Annotated in this window: 23 protein-coding genes; 19 read left to right on the plus strand and 4 right to left on the minus strand. The window is 31.9% G+C overall.

The annotated features are described in order from the left end of the window. Position 1 precedes the first annotated feature (1 nt). Together hemC and hemA are read right to left on the minus strand one after the other, a co-directional pair. Complete coding sequence (hemC, locus tag MHM83_RS13205; protein WP_047789685.1) at positions 2–1,588, minus strand: hydroxymethylbilane synthase; 1,587 nt, start codon at positions 1,586–1,588, stop codon at positions 2–4. Continuing rightward, entirely contained in the window at positions 1,572–2,843 is a 1,272-nt protein-coding gene (gene hemA / locus MHM83_RS13210) for a glutamyl-tRNA reductase (RefSeq protein ID WP_239180229.1), read from the minus strand. Before hemA ends, hemC begins: the two co-directional genes overlap by 17 nt. A 211-nt stretch (positions 2,844–3,054) precedes the next feature. Between hemA and MHM83_RS13215 the strand changes: the two genes are divergently transcribed. The 5 genes from MHM83_RS13215 (at position 3,055) to MHM83_RS13235 (ending at position 6,727) form a co-directional block, all read left to right on the plus strand. Beyond that, a complete protein-coding gene (locus MHM83_RS13215; protein ID WP_047789684.1) occupies positions 3,055–3,939 on the plus strand; it encodes a helix-turn-helix domain-containing protein in 885 nt (294 codons plus the stop codon). A gap of 30 nt (positions 3,940–3,969) precedes the next feature. Further along, on the plus strand, positions 3,970–4,485 hold the full coding sequence (locus MHM83_RS13220; protein ID WP_073183164.1) for a TrmH family RNA methyltransferase: 516 nt from the start codon (positions 3,970–3,972) through the stop codon (positions 4,483–4,485). Between the two features lies 1 nt (position 4,486). Continuing rightward, a complete protein-coding gene (gene hemH, locus MHM83_RS13225; protein WP_239180231.1) occupies positions 4,487–5,524 on the plus strand; it encodes a ferrochelatase in 1,038 nt (345 codons plus the stop codon). 137 nt (positions 5,525–5,661) lie between these two features. Beyond that, entirely contained in the window at positions 5,662–6,252 is a 591-nt protein-coding gene (locus MHM83_RS13230) for a CopD family protein (RefSeq protein WP_239180233.1), read from the plus strand. Between the two features lie 73 nt (positions 6,253–6,325). Further along, on the plus strand, positions 6,326–6,727 hold the full coding sequence (locus MHM83_RS13235; RefSeq protein ID WP_159611774.1) for a lipocalin family protein: 402 nt from the start codon (positions 6,326–6,328) through the stop codon (positions 6,725–6,727). A gap of 60 nt (positions 6,728–6,787) precedes the next feature. On the opposite strand, the gene recR is transcribed toward MHM83_RS13235, so the two are convergent. Further along, positions 6,788–7,405, minus strand: a complete 618-nt coding sequence (gene recR, locus MHM83_RS13240; protein ID WP_167714022.1) for a recombination mediator RecR — start codon at positions 7,403–7,405, stop codon at positions 6,788–6,790. A 70-nt stretch (positions 7,406–7,475) separates the two neighbouring features. Between recR and MHM83_RS13245 the strand changes: the two genes are divergently transcribed. The 3 genes from MHM83_RS13245 (at position 7,476) to ggt (ending at position 11,277) form a co-directional block, all read left to right on the plus strand. After that, on the plus strand, positions 7,476–8,939 hold the full coding sequence (locus MHM83_RS13245) for an aminoacyl-histidine dipeptidase (protein ID WP_239180235.1): 1,464 nt from the start codon (positions 7,476–7,478) through the stop codon (positions 8,937–8,939). A 64-nt stretch (positions 8,940–9,003) separates the two neighbouring features. Then, a complete protein-coding gene (locus tag MHM83_RS13250; RefSeq protein WP_239180237.1) occupies positions 9,004–9,591 on the plus strand; it encodes an acyl carrier protein phosphodiesterase in 588 nt (195 codons plus the stop codon). 6 nt (positions 9,592–9,597) lie between these two features. Next, complete coding sequence (gene ggt, locus MHM83_RS13255) at positions 9,598–11,277, plus strand: gamma-glutamyltransferase (RefSeq protein ID WP_239180239.1); 1,680 nt, start codon at positions 9,598–9,600, stop codon at positions 11,275–11,277. Here the strand turns inward: ggt and MHM83_RS13260 are convergent. Further along, on the minus strand, positions 11,274–12,116 hold the full coding sequence (locus MHM83_RS13260) for a hypothetical protein (protein ID WP_239180241.1): 843 nt from the start codon (positions 12,114–12,116) through the stop codon (positions 11,274–11,276). The genes ggt and MHM83_RS13260 overlap by 4 nt on opposite strands. A gap of 245 nt (positions 12,117–12,361) precedes the next feature. Between MHM83_RS13260 and MHM83_RS13265 the strand changes: the two genes are divergently transcribed. The 11 genes from MHM83_RS13265 (at position 12,362) to MHM83_RS13315 (ending at position 24,891) form a co-directional block, all read left to right on the plus strand. After that, positions 12,362–13,219 (plus strand): RluA family pseudouridine synthase, encoded by an 858-nt coding sequence (locus tag MHM83_RS13265; RefSeq protein ID WP_239180243.1) that lies wholly within the window; start codon positions 12,362–12,364, stop codon positions 13,217–13,219. 31 nt (positions 13,220–13,250) lie between these two features. Next, positions 13,251–13,925: a tRNA (guanosine(37)-N1)-methyltransferase TrmD gene (trmD, locus tag MHM83_RS13270; RefSeq protein WP_073183128.1), complete on the plus strand. Its 675-nt coding sequence runs from the start codon at positions 13,251–13,253 to the stop codon at positions 13,923–13,925. 122 nt (positions 13,926–14,047) lie between these two features. Further along, the gene (gene rplS, locus MHM83_RS13275) at positions 14,048–14,395 is read left to right on the plus strand and encodes a 50S ribosomal protein L19 (protein WP_047789705.1); all 348 of its coding nucleotides are present in this window, start codon (positions 14,048–14,050) and stop codon (positions 14,393–14,395) included. 714 nt (positions 14,396–15,109) lie between these two features. After that, positions 15,110–17,335 carry an NADP-dependent isocitrate dehydrogenase gene (locus MHM83_RS13280; protein ID WP_239180245.1) on the plus strand — a complete coding sequence of 742 codons (2,226 nt, stop codon included), beginning with the start codon at positions 15,110–15,112 and terminating at the stop codon, positions 17,333–17,335. 206 nt (positions 17,336–17,541) lie between these two features. Next, positions 17,542–18,357, plus strand: coding sequence for an N-acetylmuramic acid 6-phosphate etherase (gene murQ / locus MHM83_RS13285; protein WP_239180247.1), 816 nt, complete (start codon positions 17,542–17,544; stop codon positions 18,355–18,357). Further along, positions 18,350–18,589: a DUF6095 family protein gene (locus tag MHM83_RS13290; RefSeq protein ID WP_047789626.1), complete on the plus strand. Its 240-nt coding sequence runs from the start codon at positions 18,350–18,352 to the stop codon at positions 18,587–18,589. Before murQ ends, MHM83_RS13290 begins: the two co-directional genes overlap by 8 nt. Positions 18,590–18,592: 3 nt before the next feature. Then, positions 18,593–19,645, plus strand: coding sequence for a D-alanine--D-alanine ligase (locus tag MHM83_RS13295; protein WP_239180249.1), 1,053 nt, complete (start codon positions 18,593–18,595; stop codon positions 19,643–19,645). Between the two features lie 90 nt (positions 19,646–19,735). Continuing rightward, positions 19,736–20,683, plus strand: a complete 948-nt coding sequence (locus tag MHM83_RS13300; RefSeq protein ID WP_239180251.1) for a hypothetical protein — start codon at positions 19,736–19,738, stop codon at positions 20,681–20,683. A gap of 47 nt (positions 20,684–20,730) precedes the next feature. Next, positions 20,731–21,450: a hypothetical protein gene (locus MHM83_RS13305; RefSeq protein ID WP_239180253.1), complete on the plus strand. Its 720-nt coding sequence runs from the start codon at positions 20,731–20,733 to the stop codon at positions 21,448–21,450. 4 nt (positions 21,451–21,454) lie between these two features. Continuing rightward, positions 21,455–23,725, plus strand: a complete 2,271-nt coding sequence (locus MHM83_RS13310; protein WP_239180255.1) for a hypothetical protein — start codon at positions 21,455–21,457, stop codon at positions 23,723–23,725. A 5-nt stretch (positions 23,726–23,730) separates the two neighbouring features. Further along, positions 23,731–24,891: a gliding motility-associated C-terminal domain-containing protein gene (locus MHM83_RS13315; RefSeq protein ID WP_239180257.1), complete on the plus strand. Its 1,161-nt coding sequence runs from the start codon at positions 23,731–23,733 to the stop codon at positions 24,889–24,891. The last annotated feature ends 10 nt before the right edge of the window (positions 24,892–24,901 follow it).

Raw genomic sequence — 24,901 nt, forward strand, 5'->3', positions numbered from 1 at the left:
TCTATTCCTTTACAAAATGTAAATTAACCAACTCCAAAACGCTTTCTACTGTTGGTAATTTTGCTATTTGTACTTCTTTAAAATGTTTTTTTGCTTCGTTAGCAGTACTATCTCCAATACAAAAGGCTATTTTATCTGCAGTATTTTTTTCCATGTAACTCTCTACTGTTGATGGGCTATAAAACAACACTCCATTTACCTTTTCATTAACTTTTGCTGGACTATACGTTGTTTTATAAGCTTCTACTTCATTTACAGTAATGCCCTTTGCTTTTAAGATAAGTGGTAAAGTATCTAAACGTAGATTACTACAAAAATAAGTTACCTCCTGCCCTTTTAATTCTTTTGATAGATAATCAGAAAGTTTCTTAGCATTTCTTTCTGAGTGTGTTACTTTTCCTATACGTTGTTCAATTAACTTTTTGGTTCTTCTACCAACACAATAAATATTTTTAAATTGTAATTCATCTGAAGTAAATGAGTTTAGTAATGCTTCTACTCCGTTTTTACTAGTAATAATTACATTTTCTATTTCTTCCTTAACTACTTTAGGAGCAATTCTATTAAAACGAATTTTAATAAAATCACTATCCTGAACATTCATGCTTGTTGGTAATAGTTTTTTTTGTGCTTCTGATAGTTTTTTTGTCGAATAGATTGAAAACTGTTTTTCAATTCCTTCGTCTTCCATCATAATTAGCTTCCCTCCTTTATCTATCACGTAATTCGCACAATCTTTTGCTATATATTTATGTTTTCCTACTTTTACTTTCTTGCTAACTTCAATTTTCTTTTTACCATCTCTACTTAGTAAAACTCCTTTAAAGTTAATTTCTTCTTCTTTCTCATTTATAAAAGCTAATGCACCAATAGGTGCTGTACATCCTCCTTCTAAACGATTTAAAAACTCACGCTCTATACCTGTACAAATTTCAGTGTCTTTATCATTTAGGTTAGCACAAATTTCTTTTATTTCTTGATTTTCATCTAAAGCTGTAACCATTATAGCTCCTTGTGCTGGTGCAGGAATCATCCAAGACAAATTAACAGCTCCTTTAGGTCTTAAACCTACACGTTCCAATCCTGCTGCTGCAAAAATAGCACCGTTCCAGTCATTACTTTCTAACTTTTGCAAGCGTGTATTTACATTTCCACGTAAACCCTCTACCTTGTGAGTTGGATAACGATTTAACCATTGGGCTTTTCTACGTAAACTACCTGTAGCAACTACTCCGTTGGGTTGCGCCATAAACTCTTCATTGTCCTTTAACAACAATATATCGTTATAATTAGCACGTTTTAAAACAGCTGCTTGTATAATACCTTCTGGCAATACTGTAGGAACATCTTTCATAGAATGTACTGCAATATCAATGTCGTCATTCAACATAGCGATATCTAAATTTTTAGTAAAAATCCCTGTAATTCCTAATTCATAAAGGGGTTTATCTAAAACTAAATCACCCGTTGCTTTAACGGGGATTAATTGAGTTTGATGGCCTAATTCTTCTAAAAGTTTTTGAACTTTTCTTGCTTGCCACATAGCCAATTGGCTATCGCGGGTACCTATTCTAATTATCTTCTGCATGGATGGTTTCTAAATTTGCTCCAAACACTTTAGCCATTACTTCAATACTTGTATTTACCGAAGTTTCTTCGTCTTTTAAGTGTTTAACAAACTGTGTGGTTATTTTTTGAATAAATCTTGATGTTAATATTTCTGCCTGTTCTTCATCAAAATTTTTAATTTTCTTCTTATGGAAGGCTATTTCTCCTTGTTGAATATTTTGTAATGATTCTTTTAAAGCAGTAATTGCTGGCGTAAATCTTCTATGATTTAACCATTCTTGAAATTCTTGGTTATGAGTTTCAATAATCGCCTCTGCTAATGGTACTTCTTGTTGGCGTATTGCTAATGTTTCATCAGTTATTTTGGAAAGATCATCTACATTTACCATTGTTACATTCTCTAAACCTGCCACTTCTTTTGACACATTTGCTGGCATTGATAAATCTAAAATCAATAATTCCTTATCTGTTGAAACATGTTCTTTTGTAACCGTAGGAAAACTTGCTCCTGTAGAAACAATTAGAACATCACTATTTGAAACCTCCTTTGCTAAATTTGCATATGACGCTTTTCTAATAGAATTATGTTCTTTTACAAATGCTGAAGTCTTTTCTTCAGTTCTATTAATTAAACTTACCGATTTATTTTGTGTGTATTCTGCTAGGTTTTTACAGGTATGTTTTCCCATTTTACCTAATCCAAATACTAAAATATTTTTCGAGTTGTAATCTGGCAAATTATTAATTAAGTATTGAACAGCTGCATATGATACTGAAGTGGTACCTGAGCTTAACTTAGTTTCATTTTTAACTCGCTTGCTTGCTTGCATTACATGGTTCAACAAACGCTCAAAATAAGCATTTGTAGTTCCTACTTCTTTAGCTTGTTTAAATGCCTGACGTAACTGCCCTACTATTTCGTAGTCACCTAAAATTTGGCTATCTAAACCTGTTCCCATTCTAAAAAGATGGTTAATAGCCTCTTTGTTTTTGTATACGTTTGATACGTTTGCAAATTCTTCTACCGAACCATTTGAGTATTTACACAACATGCTTATTAACTGAAAAGGATGTTCTGCAAAACCACAAATTTCTGTTCTATTACAAGTAGACAACACAAAAATTCCGTCTATACCTCTTTGCTTGGCTTCTTCTAAAAGTTGTATTTGATTTTCTTTAGAAATACTAAATTTCCCCCTAATCAAAGCATCAGCCTTTTTATAACTAACGCCTATATTGTATAAATTATTATGATGTTTGTTTTCTACTATCATTGAGTCTTCTTCAAAAAAGTCGGTCAAAAATATAAATATTGAACAAAAAAAAGTATCGCTAAAAGAACTTTTAATGTCGCTATTTGTTTTTTCACTTAAAAACCCCCTAAAAACTTCTGTAAAAGTGTATTTTTGTAGTAAAATAGACTAGGGAAAACATTTTATTTTAGAACCATTCTAAATAACAAGTTTTACGTAAACCACTAAATTCATGTCAAAAAACATCGCAGAAAGTACATTTAGAGAAATTTCTATAGAAAAAGGGTTTTTTGTCCTAAAATTTCAAAACAATTCTGACCAAACGGAGTTTTTTAAAAGAGATATAGACAACTCATACATACAACTACACTACTGTGTTAAAGGTAATTGTAAGTTTAACTTCAATAACAATAGTTATACTTTTAATGTTTTAGACAAACATTCAATTTTCCTATATAACCCACAACAAGATTTACCTATCAATTTAGAAATACTACCTAAAACCTCTTTGGTTTCAGTTTTAATTTCTATTGAAAAGTTTCACGCTCTTTTCTCTAAAGAAGCTAGTTATATACCTTTTTTAAGTGAAAATAATAAAAATAAAAAATATTACGACAACGCAGAAATAAGTGCTAATGTTTTATTCGTACTTCAACAAATTTTAACAGCGAAAAACCAAAGCTCTATGAAAGACCTTTATATAAAAGGAAAAACATACGAGCTATTGAGTTTACATTTTGACAGCGGTGAAAACACCAACGAAGAATATTGTCCTTTTTTGGTGGATGATCGTGAAGTTTTAAAAATAAGAAAAGCAAAAGATATAATCATTGCTAGAATGAGTGAGCCTCCTAGTTTACAAGATTTATCTAACGAAGTAGGTTTAAACTTAAAAAAATTAAAAGAAGGATTCAAACAAATTTATGGAGATACTGTATACAGCTTTTTGTTTGACTATAAAATGGATCATGCTAGAAAACTATTAGAAAGTAACCAATATAATGTTAACGAAGTTGGTTTACAGGTTGGTTATAGTACTTCTAGTCATTTTATTGCTGCTTTTAAAAAAAAGTTTGGCACTACCCCTAAACAATATGTAATGAGTTTACAACAGTAGAAAAAAATTAAAAACTCATAATCTTATAAAATGAAACAACTTACTCATTACGATATAGAAAATAACCAACAAGAATTTCCTATAACCATTGTTTGTGATACTATCCGTACTCCTGAAAATATAGGAATGTGTTTTCGAATTTCAGAAAGTTTTGGCGTATCTAAAATATATTTACACGAAAGCTCTCCTTCTGTAGATAATAGAATTGTAAAAAAAACTGCTCGAAATACAATTCAACAAATATCACATAATACGTATAACAATTTCGAACAACTTATCCATCAATTAAAAGAAGAAGGAAACACTATTATTGGAATTGAAATTACCGATGAAAGCATAGATATTAGCGATTACGATTTCTGTACACATTCTAAAATTGTATTACTTTTGGGTAGCGAAAGAAACGGTATAGAAAACATAAATTTAGTAGACGCAACAGTTGCGATACCAATGTACGGAAGAAATTCTAGCATGAATGTAATTCACAGTTTAGCTATCGCATTATACGAAACGACAAATCAGTTAAAAGAAAAGAACTTGAAATAGTATGAAAGGAGTTTTATTAGTAAACCTTGGCTCACCAAAAAGCACAAACCCTAAAGACGTAAAAAAATACTTAGGAGAATTTTTAATGGACGAACGTGTTATTGACGTTCCTTACTGGCTAAGAACATTTATTGTTAAAGGTATTATTTTAAATACGCGCCCAAAAAAATCAGCTGAAGCCTATCAAAAAATTTGGTGGAAAGAAGGCTCTCCTTTAATTGTATTATCAGAACGTTTACAAAACAAAGTACAAGCAAAAACAGAACTTCCTATTTCCTTAGCAATGCGTTATGGAAACCCTTCAATTAAAAGTGGATTACAAGAATTACACGACAAAGGTGTTACTGAAGTTTTATTAGTTCCGTTATATCCTCAATTTGCCATGGCAACTACTGAAACTATTTTGGTATTAGCTGAAGAGTTAAGAAAAGAATTCTTTCCTAACATGAAAATTACCGATGTCCCTGCTTTTTATAACAAACCAGAATACATCAAAGCATTATCTAATAGTATAAAAGATTATTTATCTGATAAAGATTACGACCATATTTTATTTTCGTATCATGGAGTACCAGAGCGTCACATCAGAAAATCTGACATTACAAAATCACACTGTAACCCTCTCCCAGGAAACTTAAGTTGCTGTAATACATCTTCTGAAGCCCATAAGTATTGCTACCGCCACCAATGTTATCAAACTACAAAAAATGTAATTTCAGAATTAGGATTAGATGAAAGTAAAGTATCAACGTCATTCCAATCTCGTTTAGGAGTAGATCCTTGGTTACAACCTTATACTGACAGAACTATCGTAAATAAAGCTGAAAAAGACGGTATTAAAAAGCTAGCTATCGTAACCCCTGCTTTTGTTTCTGATTGTTTAGAAACGTTGGAAGAAATAGCAATGGAGGGCAAACATGAATTTTTGGAAGCTGGTGGTGAAGAGTTTCACACAGTTCCTTGTATTAATGATAATGATGAATGGGTAGATGTTTTAGCTGGATGGATTAATGAATTTCAGTTAACAACAAACAATTAACAGATTACCACGCTTCGCTGGCAATGACACTAAAAATTGTCATTATGAAGAGTGATAACGACGTGATAATCTCTTTCAAGTTATCAGTTAACAAAATTAAAAACTTGTAACTTTACAACTTTCAAACATTAAAACTCATGGATTTTCTATACGTAAAAGCATTACACATTATATTTGTAGTAACTTGGTTTGCAGGATTATTTTACATAGGTCGTCTGTTTATTTACCATGTAGAAGCTGAAAAAAAAGACGAACTAGCCAAGTCTATATTACAAACACAATACAAGTTAATGTCTAAACGTTTATGGTACATTATTACTTGGCCTTCTTTATTTTTAGCTAGTTTTTTTGCTTTTTGGATGCTATATAAAAATCCTTATTATTTAAAAATGCCTTGGATGCATGTAAAATTAGCCTTCGTATTAGCGCTGTATTTTTATCACGGATTTTGTCACAAAATCTATAAAGAACTACAACGTGATGAGATTAAATACTCACCTAATAAGCTTCGCATGTTTAATGAAATTCCAACTGTAATTTTATTCGCTGTTGTATTTTTAGTCGTTTTAAAAAGTGCTATTAACTGGATTTGGGGTGTGGTAGGAATTATCTTATTTGGAGTATTATTAATGATTGGTATTCGTTATTACAAAAAAGTAAGAGCTAAAAAATCGTGGGATAAATACGAGCAAGAATTGATGGATGATGATAAAAAAACTAACAATTAATTTCTTTTTTATAACAAGTAACTTTACTACTTTCGCGACAAATTATAAACCTCAAATTAAATCACATTTAACTATGAAAAAAATTTTAGTTTTAACAATTGCTATGTTTAGCTTATTAGCTTGTTCTTCTGATGATGAAAACAATTTAGACCCTATAGTAGGAACTTGGTATAAGTTTTCTGAAGAAGGCATAGAAGCAAGTGATTGTGAAAAGAAATCTTCTGTTACTTTTAAAGAAAATGGAACCTTTAACTCAGTATCATATGAATCTATTGATGATGAATGTATTATAGAGGATGAGTTTTCCGCTACATGGACAAACAAAGGAAATGGGGTTTATTCAAGAATAAACAATGGTGAATCATCTGATTCAAGCATTACTTTTTCTGATAATGGTAATACTATGACATCTGTATATAAACAGGAATATAATGGAGAAACTCTTACAGATATAACTGTTTTTAAGAGGAAGTAACTTATTTACATTTTGACTCATCCTAAAAAACAGCTTTGAAATAAATTTCAAAGCTGTTTTTTATCCCTTTATCGATTGTTCAAACGGTATCCTATTTACAATACTCCTTCCCAAAGTAACTTCATCTGCATATTCTAACTCATCTCCTACCGAGATTCCTCTAGCAATGGTTGATGTAGTTACTCCGTATTTTTCTATCTGTTTGTAAATATAAAAATTGGTGGTATCACCTTCCATGGTAGAACTCAGAGCAAAAATCAACTCTTTAATTTCGCCTTCTTTTACTTTTTCTACTAATGATTCAATCTGTAAGTTTTGAGGACCAATTCCTTCAATAGGAGAAATCTTCCCTCCTAACACATGATACAAACCTCTATATTGTGCTGTGTTTTCAATCGCCATTACATCACGAATATCCTCCACTACACATACAATCTCAGCATTTCGCTTCGGATTACTACAAATATCACATAACACTGTATCTGAAATATTATGGCACTTTTTACACGATTTTACATCATTTCGTAAATGCGTTAAAGCCTCTGCCAAATACTTCGTATTTTCTTTCGGTTGTTTTAATAAATGTAACACCAAACGAAGTGCAGTACGCTTACCAATACCCGGTAATCTGCTTACTTCATTTACTGCATTTTCTAATAATTTCGACGAAAAATCCATGTTGCGAATTTACAATTTTTCGATAAGGATTAAGTATCTTCGTAGCTTTAAAATTAAAACTTCAATTCACATGAATTCAGAGATAAGAAACCTAGAACCAAAAGCTGTTTGGAAAAATTTTGCCGACTTAAACGCTGTACCTCGTCCATCAAAAAAAGAGGAAAGAGTCATTCAATTTATGGTAGATTTCGGTAAGAAACTAAATCTTGAAACCATGGTTGATAAAGTAGGAAACGTGATTATTCGTAAGCCTGCTTCAACTGGAATGGAAGACAGAAAAACAGTCGTTATGCAAAGCCATTTAGATATGGTACACCAAAAAAATGCTGATACTGTTTTTGATTTTGACACCGAAGGAATTAAAATGTTTGTAGATGGTGATTGGGTTAAAGCTGACGGAACTACATTAGGAGCCGACAACGGTTTAGGTGTTGCCGCTATCATGGGAGTTTTAGAATCTACTGATATTCCTCACCCTGCTATCGAGGCTTTATTCACAATTGATGAAGAAACAGGTATGACAGGTGCAATGGGACTTGAAGGAGGTTTATTAGAAGGTGAAATTTTATTAAATCTAGACACTGAAGAAGATGATGAAATAGGAATGGGATGTGCTGGTGGTGTAGATGTTACCGCTACTAGAAATTATAGTGAAGAAACTACTCCTGAAAACACAATCGCCTATGAAATTTCTGTTACTGGACTAAATGGTGGTCACTCAGGAATGGATATTATTAAAGGTTTAGGAAACGCTAACAAAATTATGAACCGTTTATTATTTGATGGGTTTACCAACTTTGGTTTACGTGTTTCGGAAATTAACGGAGGTAGTTTACGTAATGCGATTCCTCGCGAAAGCTTTTCAACTGTAGTTATTGATGCTGTTTCTAAAGAACCTTTCCAATTTGAAATACATGAGCTTATCAACAACATCAAAGCTGAGTTTTCAACACTAGAACCTAATCTAACTATTGAATTAAAAGAAATTGACACTCCTGAAACTGTAATGGATCTAGGCGTTCAAGAAGGATTAATTAAAGCCGTTTATGCTGCTTTAAATGGTGTATATCGAATGAGCCCTGATATTGAAGGTTTAGTAGAAACCTCAAACAACATTGCTCGTATTATTGTAAAAGATGGAGCTATTAAAATTGGATGTTTAACACGTTCTTCTTCTGAAACAAATAAGTGGGACTTAGCTAACTCATTACGTTCATCTTTTGAATTAGCAGGTTTTGATGTAGAGTTTTCTGGTTCGTATCCTGGATGGTTACCAAACGTAAATTCTGAGATTTTAAAAACTGTAACTAATTTATATGAAGAGTTACACAACGAAAAACCTATTGTAGCTGCATGTCATGCAGGGTTAGAATGTGGTATTTTAGGTCAAAACTATCCAGAAATGGATATGGTTTCTTTTGGTCCAAACATTAAAGGTGCACACTCACCTGATGAGCGCGCACAAATATCATCAACACAAAAATTCTGGAATTTTTTATTAGAGATTTTAAAGAACACTCCAGTTAAGAGTTAAAGACTTATACATAAACTTTAAAACCACAGCTTTTCAGTTGTGGTTTTTTGTTTACATTTATAAAATGAATTTTCTAGCGCATTTATATCTTTCTGACAACAATACTAATGTGATGATTGGTAATTTTATTGCCGATCATGTAAAAGGAAAAAACTTTTCTCACTATCATGAAGACATTCAAAAAGGTATTATATTACATCGTGAAATTGACACCTATACAGATGCGCATAAAACTGTCAGAATAAGCAAACGACGTTTACATGAACGCTATCGACATTACGATGGTGTAATTATCGATATTTTTTACGATCATTATTTAGCCAAAAACTGGAAAAATTATTCACAAATTCCACTAGACGTCTATGTAAACTCTGTCTATAATTTACTTCAAGACAATATTGATATTCTTCCTGAAAAAACACAAGAAATGCTACCCTACATGATACAGTATGACTGGTTATATAATTATCAATTTGCTAAAGGGATTCAGGAAGTCCTAAACGGAATGAATAGACGCACTAATGGGAAATCAAAAATGAATTTAGCAACCGGAGATTTGTTAGAGAATTATCAGATTTTCGAAAATGATTTCACTACTTTTTTTAAAGACCTTCGCACATTCTCTCATCAAAAACTAAAAGAACTAAGTTAACAACACATGAAAAAAGCATTCTTATTTTTTTTAACACTCATAGTATTATATAGCTGTAAAAAAGAAAAAGTTCTAGGTACAATTACTGAAAAGGCTATGGTAGTTTCTGCCCGTAAAGAAGCTTCACAAATTGGTTCGGATATCTTACAAAAAGGAGGAAATGCTTTCGACGCTATGGTAGCCACAGAATTAGCTTTAGCAGTAACATATCCTTACGCTGGTAATCTTGGTGGTGGTGGATTCATGGTTTATCGAAAAAACACGGGAGAAATTGGTGCGCTTGACTATCGCGAAAAAGCTCCACTTGCTGCTCATAAAGACATGTATTTAGATAGCATAGGAGATGTAATTAAAAACAAAAGTACTTTAGGAGCTATGGCTGCAGGAATTCCAGGAACAGTGGCTGGTGTTTTTGCTACACATGAAAAATTCGGCTCATTACCTATTCAAGAGATTTTAAAACCAATTATAGCTTTAGCTAAAAAAGGAGTTGTAGTTACTCAAAAACAAGAAGACCGTATAAAAAAGTATCAACATTATTTTTTAGAAGTAAATAAAGATTCTATTCTTTTTGACAAGCCTTGGAAAAAGGGAGACACTATCAAATATACTGCTTTAGCAGCAACTTTAGAACGTATTGCAAAAAATGGTCGTGATGAGTTTTACAAAGGAGAAACCGCTAAACGCCTTGTTGATTTTATGCAAAACAATGGCGGAATTATGACCGAAGAAGATTTGGCTAAGTATGAAGCTAGATGGAGAACTCCAATCACTTTTACCTACGACGATTTACGAATTATTTCGATGTCTCCACCTGCTAGTGGGGGAATTTGTTTAGCACAAATAATGAACGGAATTGAACCGTTTGATTTAGATAAATACGGTCATAATTCAACAAAAGCTATGCAGATAATTACTGAAGCAGAACGTAGAGCTTATGCAGATAGAAGTTTTTACTTAGGAGATCCTGATTTTGTAGAAATTCCTATTAAGACACTCATCAGTAAAGAATATACTAAAAATAGAATGCTTGATTTTTCTTTTGAAAAAGCCACCCCTTCAACCGATGTTTCTCATGGAAATATTACAATGGTTGAAAGTGATGAAACCACCCACTACTCTATTGTTGATCAATTTGGAAATGCTATTTCAGCCACAACAACCATTAATGGAGCTTACGGTTCTAAGCTATATTGTTCAGATTTAGGTTTTTTCTTAAACAATGAAATGGATGATTTTTCAAGCAAACCTGGTGTGCCGAATATGTTTGGTTTAGTTGGAGCTGAAGCGAATAAAATTGAACCCGAAAAACGCATGTTAAGCTCTATGACTCCTACTATTATAGAAAAAAATGGAAACTTGTATATGATTGTAGGAACCCCTGGTGGCTCAACCATTATTACTTCTGTATTACAAACCATTTTAAATGTACATGAATTTAACATGGGAATGCAAGAAGCCGTGAATCAACCACGTTTTCACCATCAATGGTTACCAGATGTAATTAAAATGGAGCCCAAAGGTTTTGACGAACAAGTAAAAAAAGACTTACAACAATTAGGATACAAACTAGACGAAACCAACTCTCCTGTAATTGGTAAGGTAGATGCTATTTTAGTACTCCCTAACGGAAAACTAGAAGGCGGTGCAGACCCTAGAGGAGACGACACCGCTGTAGGATTTTAATTATTTCTTTTATACTGAAACTTCTTAATCACAACTTCTTGCTCCTCAGAAGGAGTATAATTTTGTGGTTGTCTCCATAAATTTAAATGCACTGTTTGACATCCTTCATTAGGAATATACTGATTTTGACTCGCTGCTGTTGTCCAACTTATATCAGGCTTAGCAGGTAAGTTATTTAAATCGTATGTGCCATAATAAATTGAATAAATTACTGGAGTATTTTCATTTTTCCAATCCATTACAATAGTTATTTTACCTTTATCCTTCAATGTAATTCTATGTACATTTCCAGCAGGTTCCCAGGGCTGCAATGTAAATTGTGCATTTGTTGAATCACTAGGCTTATTCCACCTACTACATTCCAACATATCCAATTCTCTATGACAATTAGTTATTGATGAATCTTTTTCGAATTGATATGTAAACACTCCAAAACAACAATTATTAGCTATATCGTTAAAATTTCCTACTGGTGTTTCTGCTGCCACCAAGTATTTTCCATAACCAGGATACATACGTTGTGGTGGGTTTCCTGTCGTATTAGGATTGTTAGCTACCTTTCCCCACAACACTAACTCCACTGAAGACCATTGTTTAGGACCGTTAGGCAGTTGTGTTTCTTTCATTTTTAAATGTAATCCATCACTGTCTACAGTCGCGCAACGCGGATCCCATTGTTGATTATTGAACCAATATCCAGAATAAGATATTCCAAATGGATAATTAGTCCACCAATAATACCCATCAAACTCTAACATTCCATTTACAGAATTCTCATTAGGTTCGATAGCTCCACTAGGCATTGGATTTCTTAGTATACAACTATCTGACTTATACATAACTTATTTATTTTACAATTATATTAAAAGGAGTATTCACCTCCTCTTTACTTACTTCCAAACAACTAAATGTAAACTAGTTACACCTTTCACTCTTCCTTGTTTTTCCAATATGACTTAAATTTAGTTTACTCTTTTTCTTGTATTTAATTCTTTTCTACTAATGTTTGAAAAAAAGGTATGGACGTACCTTAATTGATAACAAAAATTATTTGCTTAGTTTTGAATAAAATAAGTACTTTGTTTTGATAATTTCTGAAACTCATAATGTAGAAAGCATAGCAACCCCGATTCGACTACAAGAATATGCTGTCGGAATTTTTAAAACCGTCCCTACTAAATCTAGCCTAAAAAAAGCTATTAAAAAAGGATTAGTAAAGGTCAATGGTAAAATAGCTACAACAGCTTTGTATATTAGTAAAGGTGATACTATTGAGTTATTTCAATTAGAAGAAAAAACTCAAAGAAAACATTTTGATTTCCCTTTAGAAGTTCTTTTTGAAGATGATTACTTAGCTATTATTTATAAACCAGCAGGAATGTTGGTTAGTGGAAATTCTTTTGCCACAATTGATAATGCTCTAATACAAAATTTACAAAAAAGCGATTCACCAAATGCTACTCGCCCTCGACCTGTGCACCGATTAGATTATCCTACAAGTGGATTGTTACTTATTGGAAAAACAACCGAAAGTATTATTGTTTTAAACCAACTATTCGAAAAAAAGGAGATTCAGAAAACATATCACGCAATCTGTATTGGTAAAATAGAGAGGAAAGGTGAAATTAACTTTCCTATTGATGATAAAAAAGCTTCTACTTCGTTTGAAGTTATTGAAACTGCTGAGTCACCTAAATTTGATTTCTTGAACTTGGTTAAATTACATCCTAAAACAGGAAGAAAACATCAACTACGCAAGCATCTTTTCGCTATTGGCAATCCGATTTTAGGTGATAAAGAATACTTTATAGAAAATAAAGTATTAAAAGGAAAAGGGCTTTTTCTTCATGCTTCAACACTCGAATTCACGCACCCTTTTACTAAAGAAACAATCAACATTACAAAAGAACTTCCAAAGAAATTCAAAAAAATATTCCCATAATAAATATCTTTAAAACATCTATCTTTGCCGCATGCGAATAGATATTATTACGGTTGAACCCGACTTAATAAAGAGCCCATTTGAAAACTCAATGATGAAAAGGGCTATTGACAAAGGACTCGCTGAAGTTCATTTTCATAACCTACGAGAATATGGTTTTGGTAATTATCGTCAAATTGACGACTACCAATTTGGTGGAGGTGCTGGAATGGTTTTAATGATTGAACCTATAGCTAAATGTATTGAAAAGCTACAATCTGAAAGAACCTATGATGAAATCATATACATGACTCCAGATGCTAAAACACTAAATCAAGCTACAGCAAATACCCTTTCTTTAAAAGAAAATATAATTATTTTAACGGGACATTACAAAGGTGTAGATCAACGTGTACGTGATAAATATGTAACCAAAGAAATTTCAATTGGTGACTATGTATTAACTGGAGGAGAATTGGCTGCAGCTGTTTTATGCGATGCTGTCATTCGTTTAATTCCTGGAGTTTTGGGTGATGAAACTTCTGCTTTAACCGATAGTTTTCAGGACAACTTACTATCACCTCCTGTATATACTAGACCTTCAGAATATGAAGGAATGAAGGTTCCTGAGGTGTTACTATCAGGTAATTTCCCTAAAATTGAAGAATGGCGCTCAGAACAAGCTTACAAAAGAACAAAAGAAATACGTCCAGATTTATTAGATTAACTAATAATCAGTGATTTATTTATTTTTTTTATCAAAAGAAAAGTTCTAAATTTGCAGCCACAAAATCAACCTCTGACGAAAATCGTGAATGTTGCTTTTATACAACCATAAATAACAAGAAAATGGATTTAGTAAAATTTGTTCAAGACGAATTTGTAACAAAAAACGAATTACCAGAATTCGCAGCTGGAGATACTATTACAGTATACTACGAAATTAAGGAAGGAAACAAAACTCGTACTCAGTTTTTTAGAGGAGTTGTTATCCAAAAGAGAGGAAGCGGAGCTTCTGAAACATTTACTATTAGAAAAATGTCTGGTACTGTAGGTGTTGAGCGTATTTTCCCTATCAACTTACCTTCTATCCAAAAGATCGAAGTAAACAAAAGAGGTAAAGTACGTAGAGCTCGTATTTACTACTTTAGAGGTCTTACTGGTAAGAAAGCAAGAATTAAAGAAAGAAGACACTAAAAACTTCTTCTCAAAAGAAATTAAAAACACCATGAAAATCATGGTGTTTTTTTATTCACATTTGTTAATAAAACACCACATTCAACTTGTTGATAACAAAACACCTAAAACACTAAAAAAGAGTTATTTATTTCTTATATTTGGAAAAGAGTTTACAAAGTAAGTGACGTCAGAATTATAGTTAACTGTATTAATCACTAAAAGTAAACCATTAAAGTAACGTTCTTTATATATTTTGTTTTTAAACGTAATTAAAGCTAAATACGATCATCATAATTTTTGATTAATTGTAAGTTATTAATAATTTATAGTTTTCTAGTTATAAGTTTATAAGTATTATTGGTTTAAATTTAGCTGGACTAACCTGTTTAAAAACATCGAAACTTTTATTTTATAGGTGACATAATTTATAAGGTAAAGTTTCTTTTGAGGTAGTAACGTAGCTTTATCTAAGGAAAAAGCATAAACACCGTTTATTTGATAATGTAGTAATATAAATCAGTACCTCTTACTATTTCAAGAAAGCCATATCAATTACAAGAAATTGTTTGATATGGCTTTTATTTTTAATAACAAATTCTCTATTTCACCTCTTTAAATTATCATATTCACAACAAAACACACTAATTAATAATAATTTACCATCAAAAAACTCAGCCGTAATTCTTAAATTTGCGTCACTTCAAAATATAATTTAATTTATTACTTATACATATGAATAAGACTGCTAAAATTATGTACACAAAAACGGATGAAGCTCCAGCATTAGCTACTCGTTCGTTTTTACCAATCGTAAAAGCTTTTACAAAATCATCTAACATAGAAGTAGAAACCAAAGATATTTCTCTTGCTGGTCGTATTCTTGCTAACTTTTCAGATTTTTTACCTAAAGAACAACAAGTAGAAGATGCTTTAGCTTTTTTAGGAGATTTAGCAAAAAAGCCAGAAGCTAATATTATTAAACTTCCTAACATCTCTGCTTCTGTACCTCAATTAAAAGCCGCAATTAAGGAACTACAAGCTTTAGGATACTCTTTACCTGATTACCCTGAAGAAGCTACTACCGATGAAGAAAAAGCTATTTTAGCACGTTATAACAAAGTAAAAGGTTCTGCAGTAAACCCTGTTTTACGTGAAGGTAACTCTGACCGTAGAGCTCCAAAAGCTGTAAAAAATTACGCAAAAAAGAATCCTCATTCAATGGGAGCTTGGAGTACAGACTCTAAAACTCATGTTTCAACAATGACTGAAGGAGATTTTGCACACAGTGAAAAATCAGTTACAGTACCAAATGCTACAGATGTACAAATTGTACATACTGATGCTAATGGAAACAAAACTGTTTTAAAAGAAAAGGTATCATTACTAGCTGAAGAAGTAATTGATGCTTCTGTTATGAGTAAAAAAGCATTGTTAACTTTCTTAGAAGAACAGATTAAAGACGCTAATGATAAAGGAGTTTTATTCTCTTTACACATGAAAGCAACCATGATGAAGGTTTCAGACCCTATTATATTTGGTCATGCTGTTCGTGTTTTCTTTAAAGATTTATTTGCTAAACACGGTGATACATTTAAAAAAATTGGGGTTGATGTAAACAACGGATTTGGTAACTTGTTGAGTAACCTAGAAGAATTACCAGCTGATAAAAAAGCAGAGATTTTAGCAGATATTGAAGCTATTTATGCTAGTAACCCTGATGTAGCAATGGTTAATTCTGACAAAGGAATTACTAACTTACACGTTCCTTCTGATGTAATTATTGATGCTTCTATGCCAGCTATGATTCGTACTTCTGGACAAATGTGGAATAAAGAAGGAAAACAACAAGATACTAAAGCTGTGATTCCTGATAGTTCTTATGCTGGTTTATACCAAGAAACTATCGATTTCTGTATTAAAAATGGAGCTTTTGATCCAACTACTATGGGTACAGTTCCTAATGTAGGCTTAATGGCTCAAAAAGCTGAAGAATATGGTTCTCATGATAAAACTTTTGAAATCACTACTGACGGAAAAGTTGAAGTTATCGATGCTAATGGAACTGTATTATTAGGACACACTGTTGAAACGGGTGATATTTGGAGAATGTGTCAAACTAAAGATGCCCCTATTCAAGATTGGGTAAAGTTAGCTGTTACTCGTGCAAGAGCTACACAAACTCCTGCTGTTTTCTGGTTAGGAAAAGAAAGAGCACACGATGCAGAAATCATCAAAAAAGTAGAAAAATATTTACAAGACCACGATACTACAGGTTTAGAAATTAAAATCTTATCTCCAATAGAGGCTACCAAATATACTTTAGAAAGAGTTAAAGAAGGAAAAGATACTATTTCTGTTACAGGAAACGTTTTACGTGATTATTTAACTGACTTATTCCCTATTTTAGAATTAGGAACTTCAGCTAAAATGTTATCTATCGTTCCATTAATGAACGGTGGTGGATTATTTGAAACTGGTGCTGGTGGATCTGCTCCAAAACATGTTGAACAATTAGTAGAAGAAAATCACTTACGTTGGGATTCTTTAGGAGAATTTTTAGCATTAGCAGTTTCTTTAGAACACTTAGGGGAAACTAACGATAATACCAAGGCTAAAATATTAGCAGAAACCTTAGATGATGCGACAAGCAAATTGTTAGATAATAAAAAAGGACCTTCAAGAAAAACTGGTGAGCTAGACAACAGAGGTTCTCATTTTTATTTAGCTATGTACTGGGCACAAGCTTTAGCTTCTCAAGACAAAGATGCTGATTTAAAATCTCAATTTGCTCCTATAGCAGAAAAAATGGCTACTAATGAAGCGACAATTGTAGAAGAATTAAATTCTGTACAAGGTAAAGCTGTAAACATTGGTGGATATTATGAACCAAATGATGATTTAGCTAATGCAGTAATGCAGCCAAGTAAAACTCTTAATAATATTTTACAAAACATATAATTAATTAGTTATATAAAATTCAAAAGCAGGTGATAAATCACCTGCTTTTTCTATTAAAAAAGTAAACCAAACAAATTATTAAACAATAATGTCCGCCGAATTATTATTCAACCCCATTACTTTGTTTTGACTTATAATTATGACACCATAAAATTATAATCACAACAATCTAATTTCTTAAAACTTTTAATTAGTAAATTTGAAGCATGAAGTTTACAAAAACAACCGAACAAGATTCCAACTATAATAATTTGGAAAAAATGAGTGTATCTGAATTACTGTTTAACATCAATAAAGAAGACAAATCAGTTCCTTTCGCTGTAGAAAAAGCGCTACCGCAAATAGAAGAACTAACGAAACAAATTGTCTTAAAACTAAAAGAAGGTGGTCGATTGTTTTACATTGGTGCTGGTACCAGTGGTAGACTGGGAATTGTAGATGCTAGTGAGTGTCCTCCTACTTTTGGTGTTCCTCACGAGTTAGTTGTTGGATTAATCGCAGGTGGTGATTATGCTATTAGAAAAGCTGTTGAATTTGCTGAAGATTCAACGAATCAAGGATGGAAAGATTTACAAGAGTATCAAATATCTCCAAAAGATATTGTAGTAGGTATTGCTGCGTCTGGCACTACACCTTACGTTACCTCTGCTTTAGAAGAGTGTAATAATAACGGTATTATTACAGGCTGTATAACGTGCAACCAAGGAAGTCCCTTAGCATTAACTGCTCAATTTCCTATTGAAGTTGTTGTAGGCCCTGAGTTTGTAACTGGAAGCTCTAGAATGAAAGCTGGAACAGCACAAAAATTAGTATTGAATATGCTTTCTACAGCTAGCATGATTCAATTAGGAAGAGTTAAGGGAAATAAAATGGTTAATATGCAATTGTCTAACAACAAATTAGTAGATAGAGGAGAAAAAATGTTAGCTTCTGAATTAAATATCGACCAAGAAACTGCTAGCGAGCTATTAAAAAAATATGGAAATGTTCGTGAAGCAATAAAAAACTATACAAATGAATAAGCCTACTACTTTTGAAGCTGGTATAAAAAAGCTCTTAGTTTTTTTAGGGTTGTTAATTATTTCTCCACTAGTATTAAGTATTGCTTTTAAAGCCTTACGTGCTTTTAAAGATGCTCCAAAAGTTTTTATTGCATATGGTCTGCTCGCAGTTGGTGTGTTGCTAATACTATTTACCGTATATTATGGCTTTAAAACTTTTAAAACTATATTAGACCACCTTTTTAGCAAATAACTTTTGATTAAAAATAGTTCAATAAAAAAAATAACAGACTGGGAGCATTGGCCATCCGCTATGTTTTATCTTCCTAATCTTCCTTACGCTTTTTATCTAGCCTTCAAAGCCAAACATTTAGCTTTTTTTAGTGCAGCTAATCCATGTATAAAAAGCTCTGGAAATGGAACTGAAAGCAAGTACGAAACAATTTTATTAGTTCCTGAACAACATAGACCTAAAACAGTTTTAATTAAACCAAAAACTGATTTTAAAACTGTTTGTAAAAATATCAAAGAACAAAAAATTAATTTTCCTTTAATAGCAAAACCCGATGTTGGCTTTAGAGGTTTATTAGTTGAAAAAATAACTACAAAAGAAACACTAAAAAACTATCTTGAAAAATATTCCATTGACATTATTATTCAAGAGTTTTTAGACTATAAAAATGAGTGTGGGATATTTTATCATAGAAACCCAAAGGATGATTCTGGAAAAATTTCTTCATTAACCCTAAAACATTTTTTATCTGTTACAGGAGACGGAACCTCTACTTTAAAAGAATTAATTTTAGCTGATAAGAGAGCTAAATTATACATAGATTTATTTTTTAAAATTCATCAAGATAAACTTACAGAAATACCTGTTAAAAATGAGGTTATTAAACTTACTGCTATAGGTAATCATTCTAAGGGAACTCAGTTTATTAATGGTAATCATTTGATAAATGATAAACTAACTGACACTTTTGATAAACTAAGTAAATCAATTCCCGGTTGGTATTATGGACGAATTGATTTAAAGTACAATACTTTTGAGGAGCTAGAAAAGGGTGTCAATTTTAAAATACTAGAAATCAACGGAATTATAGCAGAACCTACTCATATTTACGATTCACAAAATTATACCTATCTAAAAGCCTTAAAAGCTATAAGGGTACATTGGAAATCTCTTTTTAATATCGCTATTACGAACCATAAAAATTTCAACACTCCATATAAAAATTCGATAAGTTTTCTTTATGAAATTTTTTTACTAAAAAAATATACAAAAAAAATTAAACGTCTTTCTAAATAAAAAATCTTTCTTACCTTTGTAAGCGAATACATGTCCATGTATTTTTTAAGAATCCCCCCGAGTCTTAAGAACAATTAATTATTTAACTGAATGGAAAGAAGATTACTTTTTTCTTTGATTCTTGTTTGTGCTATTATCCCAACCTTTTCTCAAGTAAAAGTTGGAGATAATCCCTCTTCAATTCATTTAAGCTCTATCCTAGAACTAGAGAGTTCTGACAAAGTTTTAGTTATAAGTAGAATGACCAGCACTCAAATGAATGCAATTCAACCTTTGCGAGGTGCTTTAGTTTTCAACATTGACCAGAATTGTGTTTTCATGTACGATGGTAGCTCATGGAGAAGTTTATGTTCTTCAGGAACTAGAGAAAGTATTGACGTAACTACTTCTTCCACACCTCCTATTGATAATGAAATAGGTGATTTTTGGATTAACGACTCTCAAAATAATACCACCAGTATTTGGGATGGAACAAATTGGATTTCTATAGACAACAACCCTAGAAGAGGAAATGGAACACCTAATAATAGTACTGCCCCGAATCCAAGTTCTGGAGATGTTTATGTAGATACAACCACTGGTATAATTTATGCTTATGATGGTACAACTTGGGTAACATCTAACACAACACCATCTGCAAATAACGGACTTTTAATAAATGCTAGTAATACTATTCAATTAGGTGGCGTATTAATTCAACCTACCACTATTGAAACTAGTACTACAAATACATTAGCTATTAGTGGTTTAGAAAATGGAAGCACTACTACTGATGATATCGTTACAGTAGATAGAACTACTGGCGTTTTAAAAAGAACTACTGCCTCTAACTTACTGAAAGAAGAGGTTACAGAAATTACAGCTACAGATGGTCAAGTAACTTTTACGGGGCTTACATTATATACAACTGATAAAATTAATGTATACAGAAACGGAGTTAGAATAGACTTTACGGTTGATAATGCCACAACAATTACCATAGAACCTGATGCTACATGTTATGCAGGTGATGAAATACGAATAGTTCAACTTTATTAATAACAATCCTTAATTAAAAATCTTAAAAACAATTTAATTATCAATTCATGAAAACAATTACAAACAAATTTAAAATAGCACTACTTGCCGTTGGTTTCTTAGCAGTTGGTACTGTTAGTGCGCAAACTACAACAGGAGATATAAATAAACAAGCAAATGCTACCTTAAACTCTACAGGTACAGCAGTAAAAGTTGTAGACAACAAAGGTACTATTAAGTATTTACAAGCTGTTAACGGTTTAACCTCTTTTACTAACACTACACCTTCAGGTGGTGTTGTTACGACATGGCAATTAGGGGGTAGCTTAGAGACAAATACTTCTATTGGTTTAGGCACAAACGAATTCACAATAGATGGTGTAAACTACAAAATTGAAAATATTGCACAAACAACTGGTACTGCTGCATCAGCGACTACAGCAGCTTCTGATGCTACTAATGCAAATGAATGGACTGTGTTAGTTAGAAATGAGCAAACTGGAAATGTTGAAAAGATATTAGCTACAGACTTATTAAAAGTAGAGGGTATTAGAGTTGAGCATACACAAGGAGCTGATGCTTCTGCTGATGTTGACATTACAGTAACTGGTTTACCTACTTTAACAGCGGCTACCACTGCAGCTAAATTATTTGTTTACAGAAACGGTGTAAAATTACGTTTTGGTACTGATTTTTCTGTTACTGCTGATACTGTAACTATTAATTATGATGCTACTGAGTTACCAATGTATTCAGGTGACATAGTAGAAATTCAATATATTAAATAATTTAATGCCTAAAAACATTAAACATATAAGAACATTTATACTAACTTTTGCATTGGTACTAGTAAACTTTAGTACCAATGCTCAAGAAGTTAGAGTTGTTGATAATAAAGGGACTATTCAAAAAGTAAACAATAATAACGTTACTACTTCTACAACCGCACCAACCAACCCTGTTGAAAATGATGTTTGGTTCGATACAACCAATAGTCAAATAAAAATATATGACACTGTAGACGGTTGGAAGTTAATTAGCTCTACTATTGCTTCTCAAAATATCTATACTGCCAACGGTGATTTAACTTCAAACCGTACTTTAAACGGTACTAATAGCTTTGGTTTAACTTTACAAAACTTAAACTATCTGCAACTATTTAGTAACACTATACAAATAAATGGTATTAGCAGTACCCAAATAAGTACTACAGGAGGCCCTATGCAGCTATCTGCTTCTTCAACAATGCAGTTAACAGCCCCAAGTAATATTATTTTACAAAGTCCTACTGAATTTAACAGTAGCTTATTAGATATTAATAATTCTGCTGGAACTTCTGGTCAAATATTAACCTCTACAGGTACCGGTGTAGATTGGATAGATAATCCTGCTTTGAATAACTGGCTAATTACAGGTAATACTGGAACTACGAATACAAATTTTTTAGGAACGATTGATGATGTTAAAATGCAAATCCGTTCTAATAACGTTTCTATGCTAGAGTTTGGTAGAAGACAAACATTAGGCTTAAACGAACCAACTAGAACTGATTATAACAACCCAAACCAATCGTTAGTATATTTAAATGGTTCTGATGGTGTATCTGCATTACAATTTAGAGCTGACGGTGCTAGCTTTTACAAACCTATGTTTTATACAACTTCTAATGGAAGTTTTAGGTTAAAAGGTAGTTCTGGAGGTACTGATTTTTTTGAAATAGGTTCCGCTGGTCCTACTAATGACGGTCGTTTAGAGTTTGTTATTGCCGATGATGGAAACGAACCTATTGTTTTCAAAAGGTTTGACTATAGAAATGGAGAGTTCTATAAAGAGTTTTTTAGAGTTCAAGGATCTAATGCTACTGAGAATGCTAAAACACGTTTTGGTATTAATATTAATCAGAATCAATATTCTGTAACAGACAATATAAATGCACCTTCAAACGGAGGTGTTACAAACCCTAAATTAATAGCTAATTCGACTTTACAAATTGAGGGATCTGTCTCTAAATCTATTGAACAAATTAACTCTAACACTACACTTAATGAAGACCATCATACAGTAGTTGTTACAGCTAACGTTACAATTAACTTTCCTACAGCAAATACCTGTAAAGGAAGAATCTACATAATTAAAAATGTATCTGGTGGAAACATTAATTCTTCTACTTACAGAAACGAATCAAACACAGATACATCTACGATAAACAATAATACTACATTAAAGGTACAGAGTGATGGAACTAGATGGGTAAGTATTAGTAATATTCTAAATAATATTAATAATAATTGGAAAGTTACTGGTAACTCAGCCACAAATCCTACAAATAATTTTATTGGAACTACTGATGCTCAAGATTTATCTTTAAGAACAAACAATACTGAAGCAGTTAGAATTCTTCAATCTAATCAAAATGTTGGTATAAATACCACTATCCCTTCTGAACGTTTAGATGTTAATGGTAAAGTACGTATTAGAGATATATCTACTGTTACTACAAATAATGATATACTAACAACCAATACAAACGGTGTTGTTGAAAAGAAAAAATTGATTGCCTCTGAAAGTAATAATCAAATTTCTACTGGAGCCAATGGTGGTGTATATTTAGGACCAACTGTATATACTGGTGCTTTTATAATTAATACAAACGGAAATGTTACTATAAATACACTACCTTTTCAACCTTCTCAAATAACTTTTGTAGCTCACGCAAATGTTGAATCTTTTAACTTAGATCTAGACAATAATATAGGTGATAACAACAGAAGCATTGCTAATTCTTTTGGTACAATGAACGGTTTTGCTAGAAATGACTCTGGAACAATAACACAACAAGTTATTTATATTGGAGGTAGTGGTAATTCTATAAATGATATTTCAAGGTTTGCATCTTCTTCAAACTGTATAGGTTTAAGATATAGTGATCAAAATGGTAATGATCTCGGTAAAATTACAGCTTCCATGACCTCTTTTAATACAAATGGTTTTACTATTAATGTAAATAGAACTAATAATGCTAGCTCCGAAAACCTTGTTGTATTATACACAGCATATAAATAGTTTAAATGAAAAATCTATTTTTCATATTATTTTCTAGTTCATTACTTGCTCAAAATGCATTTTACAATGTTGGAAATGTGCAATTACATAACGACGCCAAAATAGGTTTTCATACTAATGTAGTAAATAATGGTACATTAAATAATTACACAGGTTTTGCTGGTTTCTATGCTGATAATGAAGTAAGAACGATTTCCGGTACTAATAGTGTTAGTTTTTTTAATGTAGAAGTTGATGCTTTACAAAATATAGAACTTTACAACTCTTTAAAAATTCGTAATCAATTAGACTTTATAAACGGGCAAATTGTCACACCTAGACTCGACAACTCTATTTCTCTTCAATTTTTAGACTATGATTTTTATGCCGGGGAAGATAACTCTAGACATATTAATGGTTATGCCTTAGTAGAACAAGGAAATAAAAATACTACAAATTTTACATTCCCAATTGGAGATGGAAGTATGTTGCGTCCTATGAGTTTACCAAACCATGATAAATATTATGTGTTCAAAGGAGCTTATTTTTACGAAAACCCAAATTTCCCTTCAACATTTACTTCAGTTTTTTTAACAGATCAAAAACAAGCTGTTATCGAAAACGTAAGTAATATTGAGTTTTGGGATTTAGATGGAAATAATGAAACTCAAATTACATTAACATGGAATAACCGTAGTGATATTACATCAATAGCTAATCAAATTTCTCAATTAATAGTTGTTGGCTGGAGCAAAGCAGAAAATCAATGGGTAAACTTAAATGTAATGCAAGTTACCGGAGACTTGTCTGAAGGAACAATTACATCGGCGGCATTTACACCTAATAATTACGAAGTAATAACTATTGGTTCTTTGTTAAATAGTGAAATAAGTAATAACAATAACATTCTAATATCTCCAAATGGAGATAGTCTTAATGACTTCTTGGTCTTTGATGAAGTTAATAACTATACACATAATAAATTAACAATTTATAATCGTTGGGGAAACCTAGTTTATGAAACTTTAAATTACAAGAATAATTGGGATGGAACCTCTAACGGTAGAGCTACACTAAACAAAGAAAGCAAACTTCCTACTGCTACGTATTTTTATTATTTAGAGCTAGGTAACTCACCCGATAAGCTAAACGTTATGAAAAAAGGTTGGGTGTATATTAACCGATAAATTATTAATT

This window comes from Tenacibaculum sp. Mcav3-52 (assembly GCF_022347665.1).
GTDB lineage: Bacteria > Bacteroidota > Bacteroidia > Flavobacteriales > Flavobacteriaceae > Polaribacter > Polaribacter mesophilus.

Bases quoted from the DNA above. Each gene is read 5' to 3' on its own strand.
- hemH (WP_239180231.1), top strand. From the start codon at position 4,487: ATGAAAGGAGTTTTATTAGTAAACCTTGGCTCACCAAAAAGCACAAAC.
- recR (WP_167714022.1), bottom strand. From the start codon at position 7,405: ATGGATTTTTCGTCGAAATTATTAGAAAATGCAGTAAATGAAGTAAGC.
- MHM83_RS13315 (WP_239180257.1), top strand. From the start codon at position 23,731: ATGAAAAATCTATTTTTCATATTATTTTCTAGTTCATTACTTGCTCAA.
- MHM83_RS13220 (WP_073183164.1), top strand. From the start codon at position 3,970: ATGAAACAACTTACTCATTACGATATAGAAAATAACCAACAAGAATTT.
- MHM83_RS13305 (WP_239180253.1), top strand. From the start codon at position 20,731: ATGAAAACAATTACAAACAAATTTAAAATAGCACTACTTGCCGTTGGT.
- MHM83_RS13260 (WP_239180241.1), bottom strand. From the start codon at position 12,116: ATGTATAAGTCAGATAGTTGTATACTAAGAAATCCAATGCCTAGTGGA.
- MHM83_RS13290 (WP_047789626.1), top strand. From the start codon at position 18,350: ATGAATAAGCCTACTACTTTTGAAGCTGGTATAAAAAAGCTCTTAGTT.
- murQ (WP_239180247.1), top strand. From the start codon at position 17,542: ATGAAGTTTACAAAAACAACCGAACAAGATTCCAACTATAATAATTTG.
- MHM83_RS13310 (WP_239180255.1), top strand. From the start codon at position 21,455: ATGCCTAAAAACATTAAACATATAAGAACATTTATACTAACTTTTGCA.
- trmD (WP_073183128.1), top strand. From the start codon at position 13,251: ATGCGAATAGATATTATTACGGTTGAACCCGACTTAATAAAGAGCCCA.
- MHM83_RS13235 (WP_159611774.1), top strand. From the start codon at position 6,326: ATGAAAAAAATTTTAGTTTTAACAATTGCTATGTTTAGCTTATTAGCT.
- ggt (WP_239180239.1), top strand. From the start codon at position 9,598: ATGAAAAAAGCATTCTTATTTTTTTTAACACTCATAGTATTATATAGC.
- hemA (WP_239180229.1), bottom strand. From the start codon at position 2,843: ATGATAGTAGAAAACAAACATCATAATAATTTATACAATATAGGCGTT.
- MHM83_RS13245 (WP_239180235.1), top strand. From the start codon at position 7,476: ATGAATTCAGAGATAAGAAACCTAGAACCAAAAGCTGTTTGGAAAAAT.
- MHM83_RS13300 (WP_239180251.1), top strand. From the start codon at position 19,736: ATGGAAAGAAGATTACTTTTTTCTTTGATTCTTGTTTGTGCTATTATC.
- MHM83_RS13280 (WP_239180245.1), top strand. From the start codon at position 15,110: ATGAATAAGACTGCTAAAATTATGTACACAAAAACGGATGAAGCTCCA.
- MHM83_RS13215 (WP_047789684.1), top strand. From the start codon at position 3,055: ATGTCAAAAAACATCGCAGAAAGTACATTTAGAGAAATTTCTATAGAA.
- hemC (WP_047789685.1), bottom strand. From the start codon at position 1,588: ATGCAGAAGATAATTAGAATAGGTACCCGCGATAGCCAATTGGCTATG.
- MHM83_RS13230 (WP_239180233.1), top strand. From the start codon at position 5,662: ATGGATTTTCTATACGTAAAAGCATTACACATTATATTTGTAGTAACT.
- rplS (WP_047789705.1), top strand. From the start codon at position 14,048: ATGGATTTAGTAAAATTTGTTCAAGACGAATTTGTAACAAAAAACGAA.
- MHM83_RS13250 (WP_239180237.1), top strand. From the start codon at position 9,004: ATGAATTTTCTAGCGCATTTATATCTTTCTGACAACAATACTAATGTG.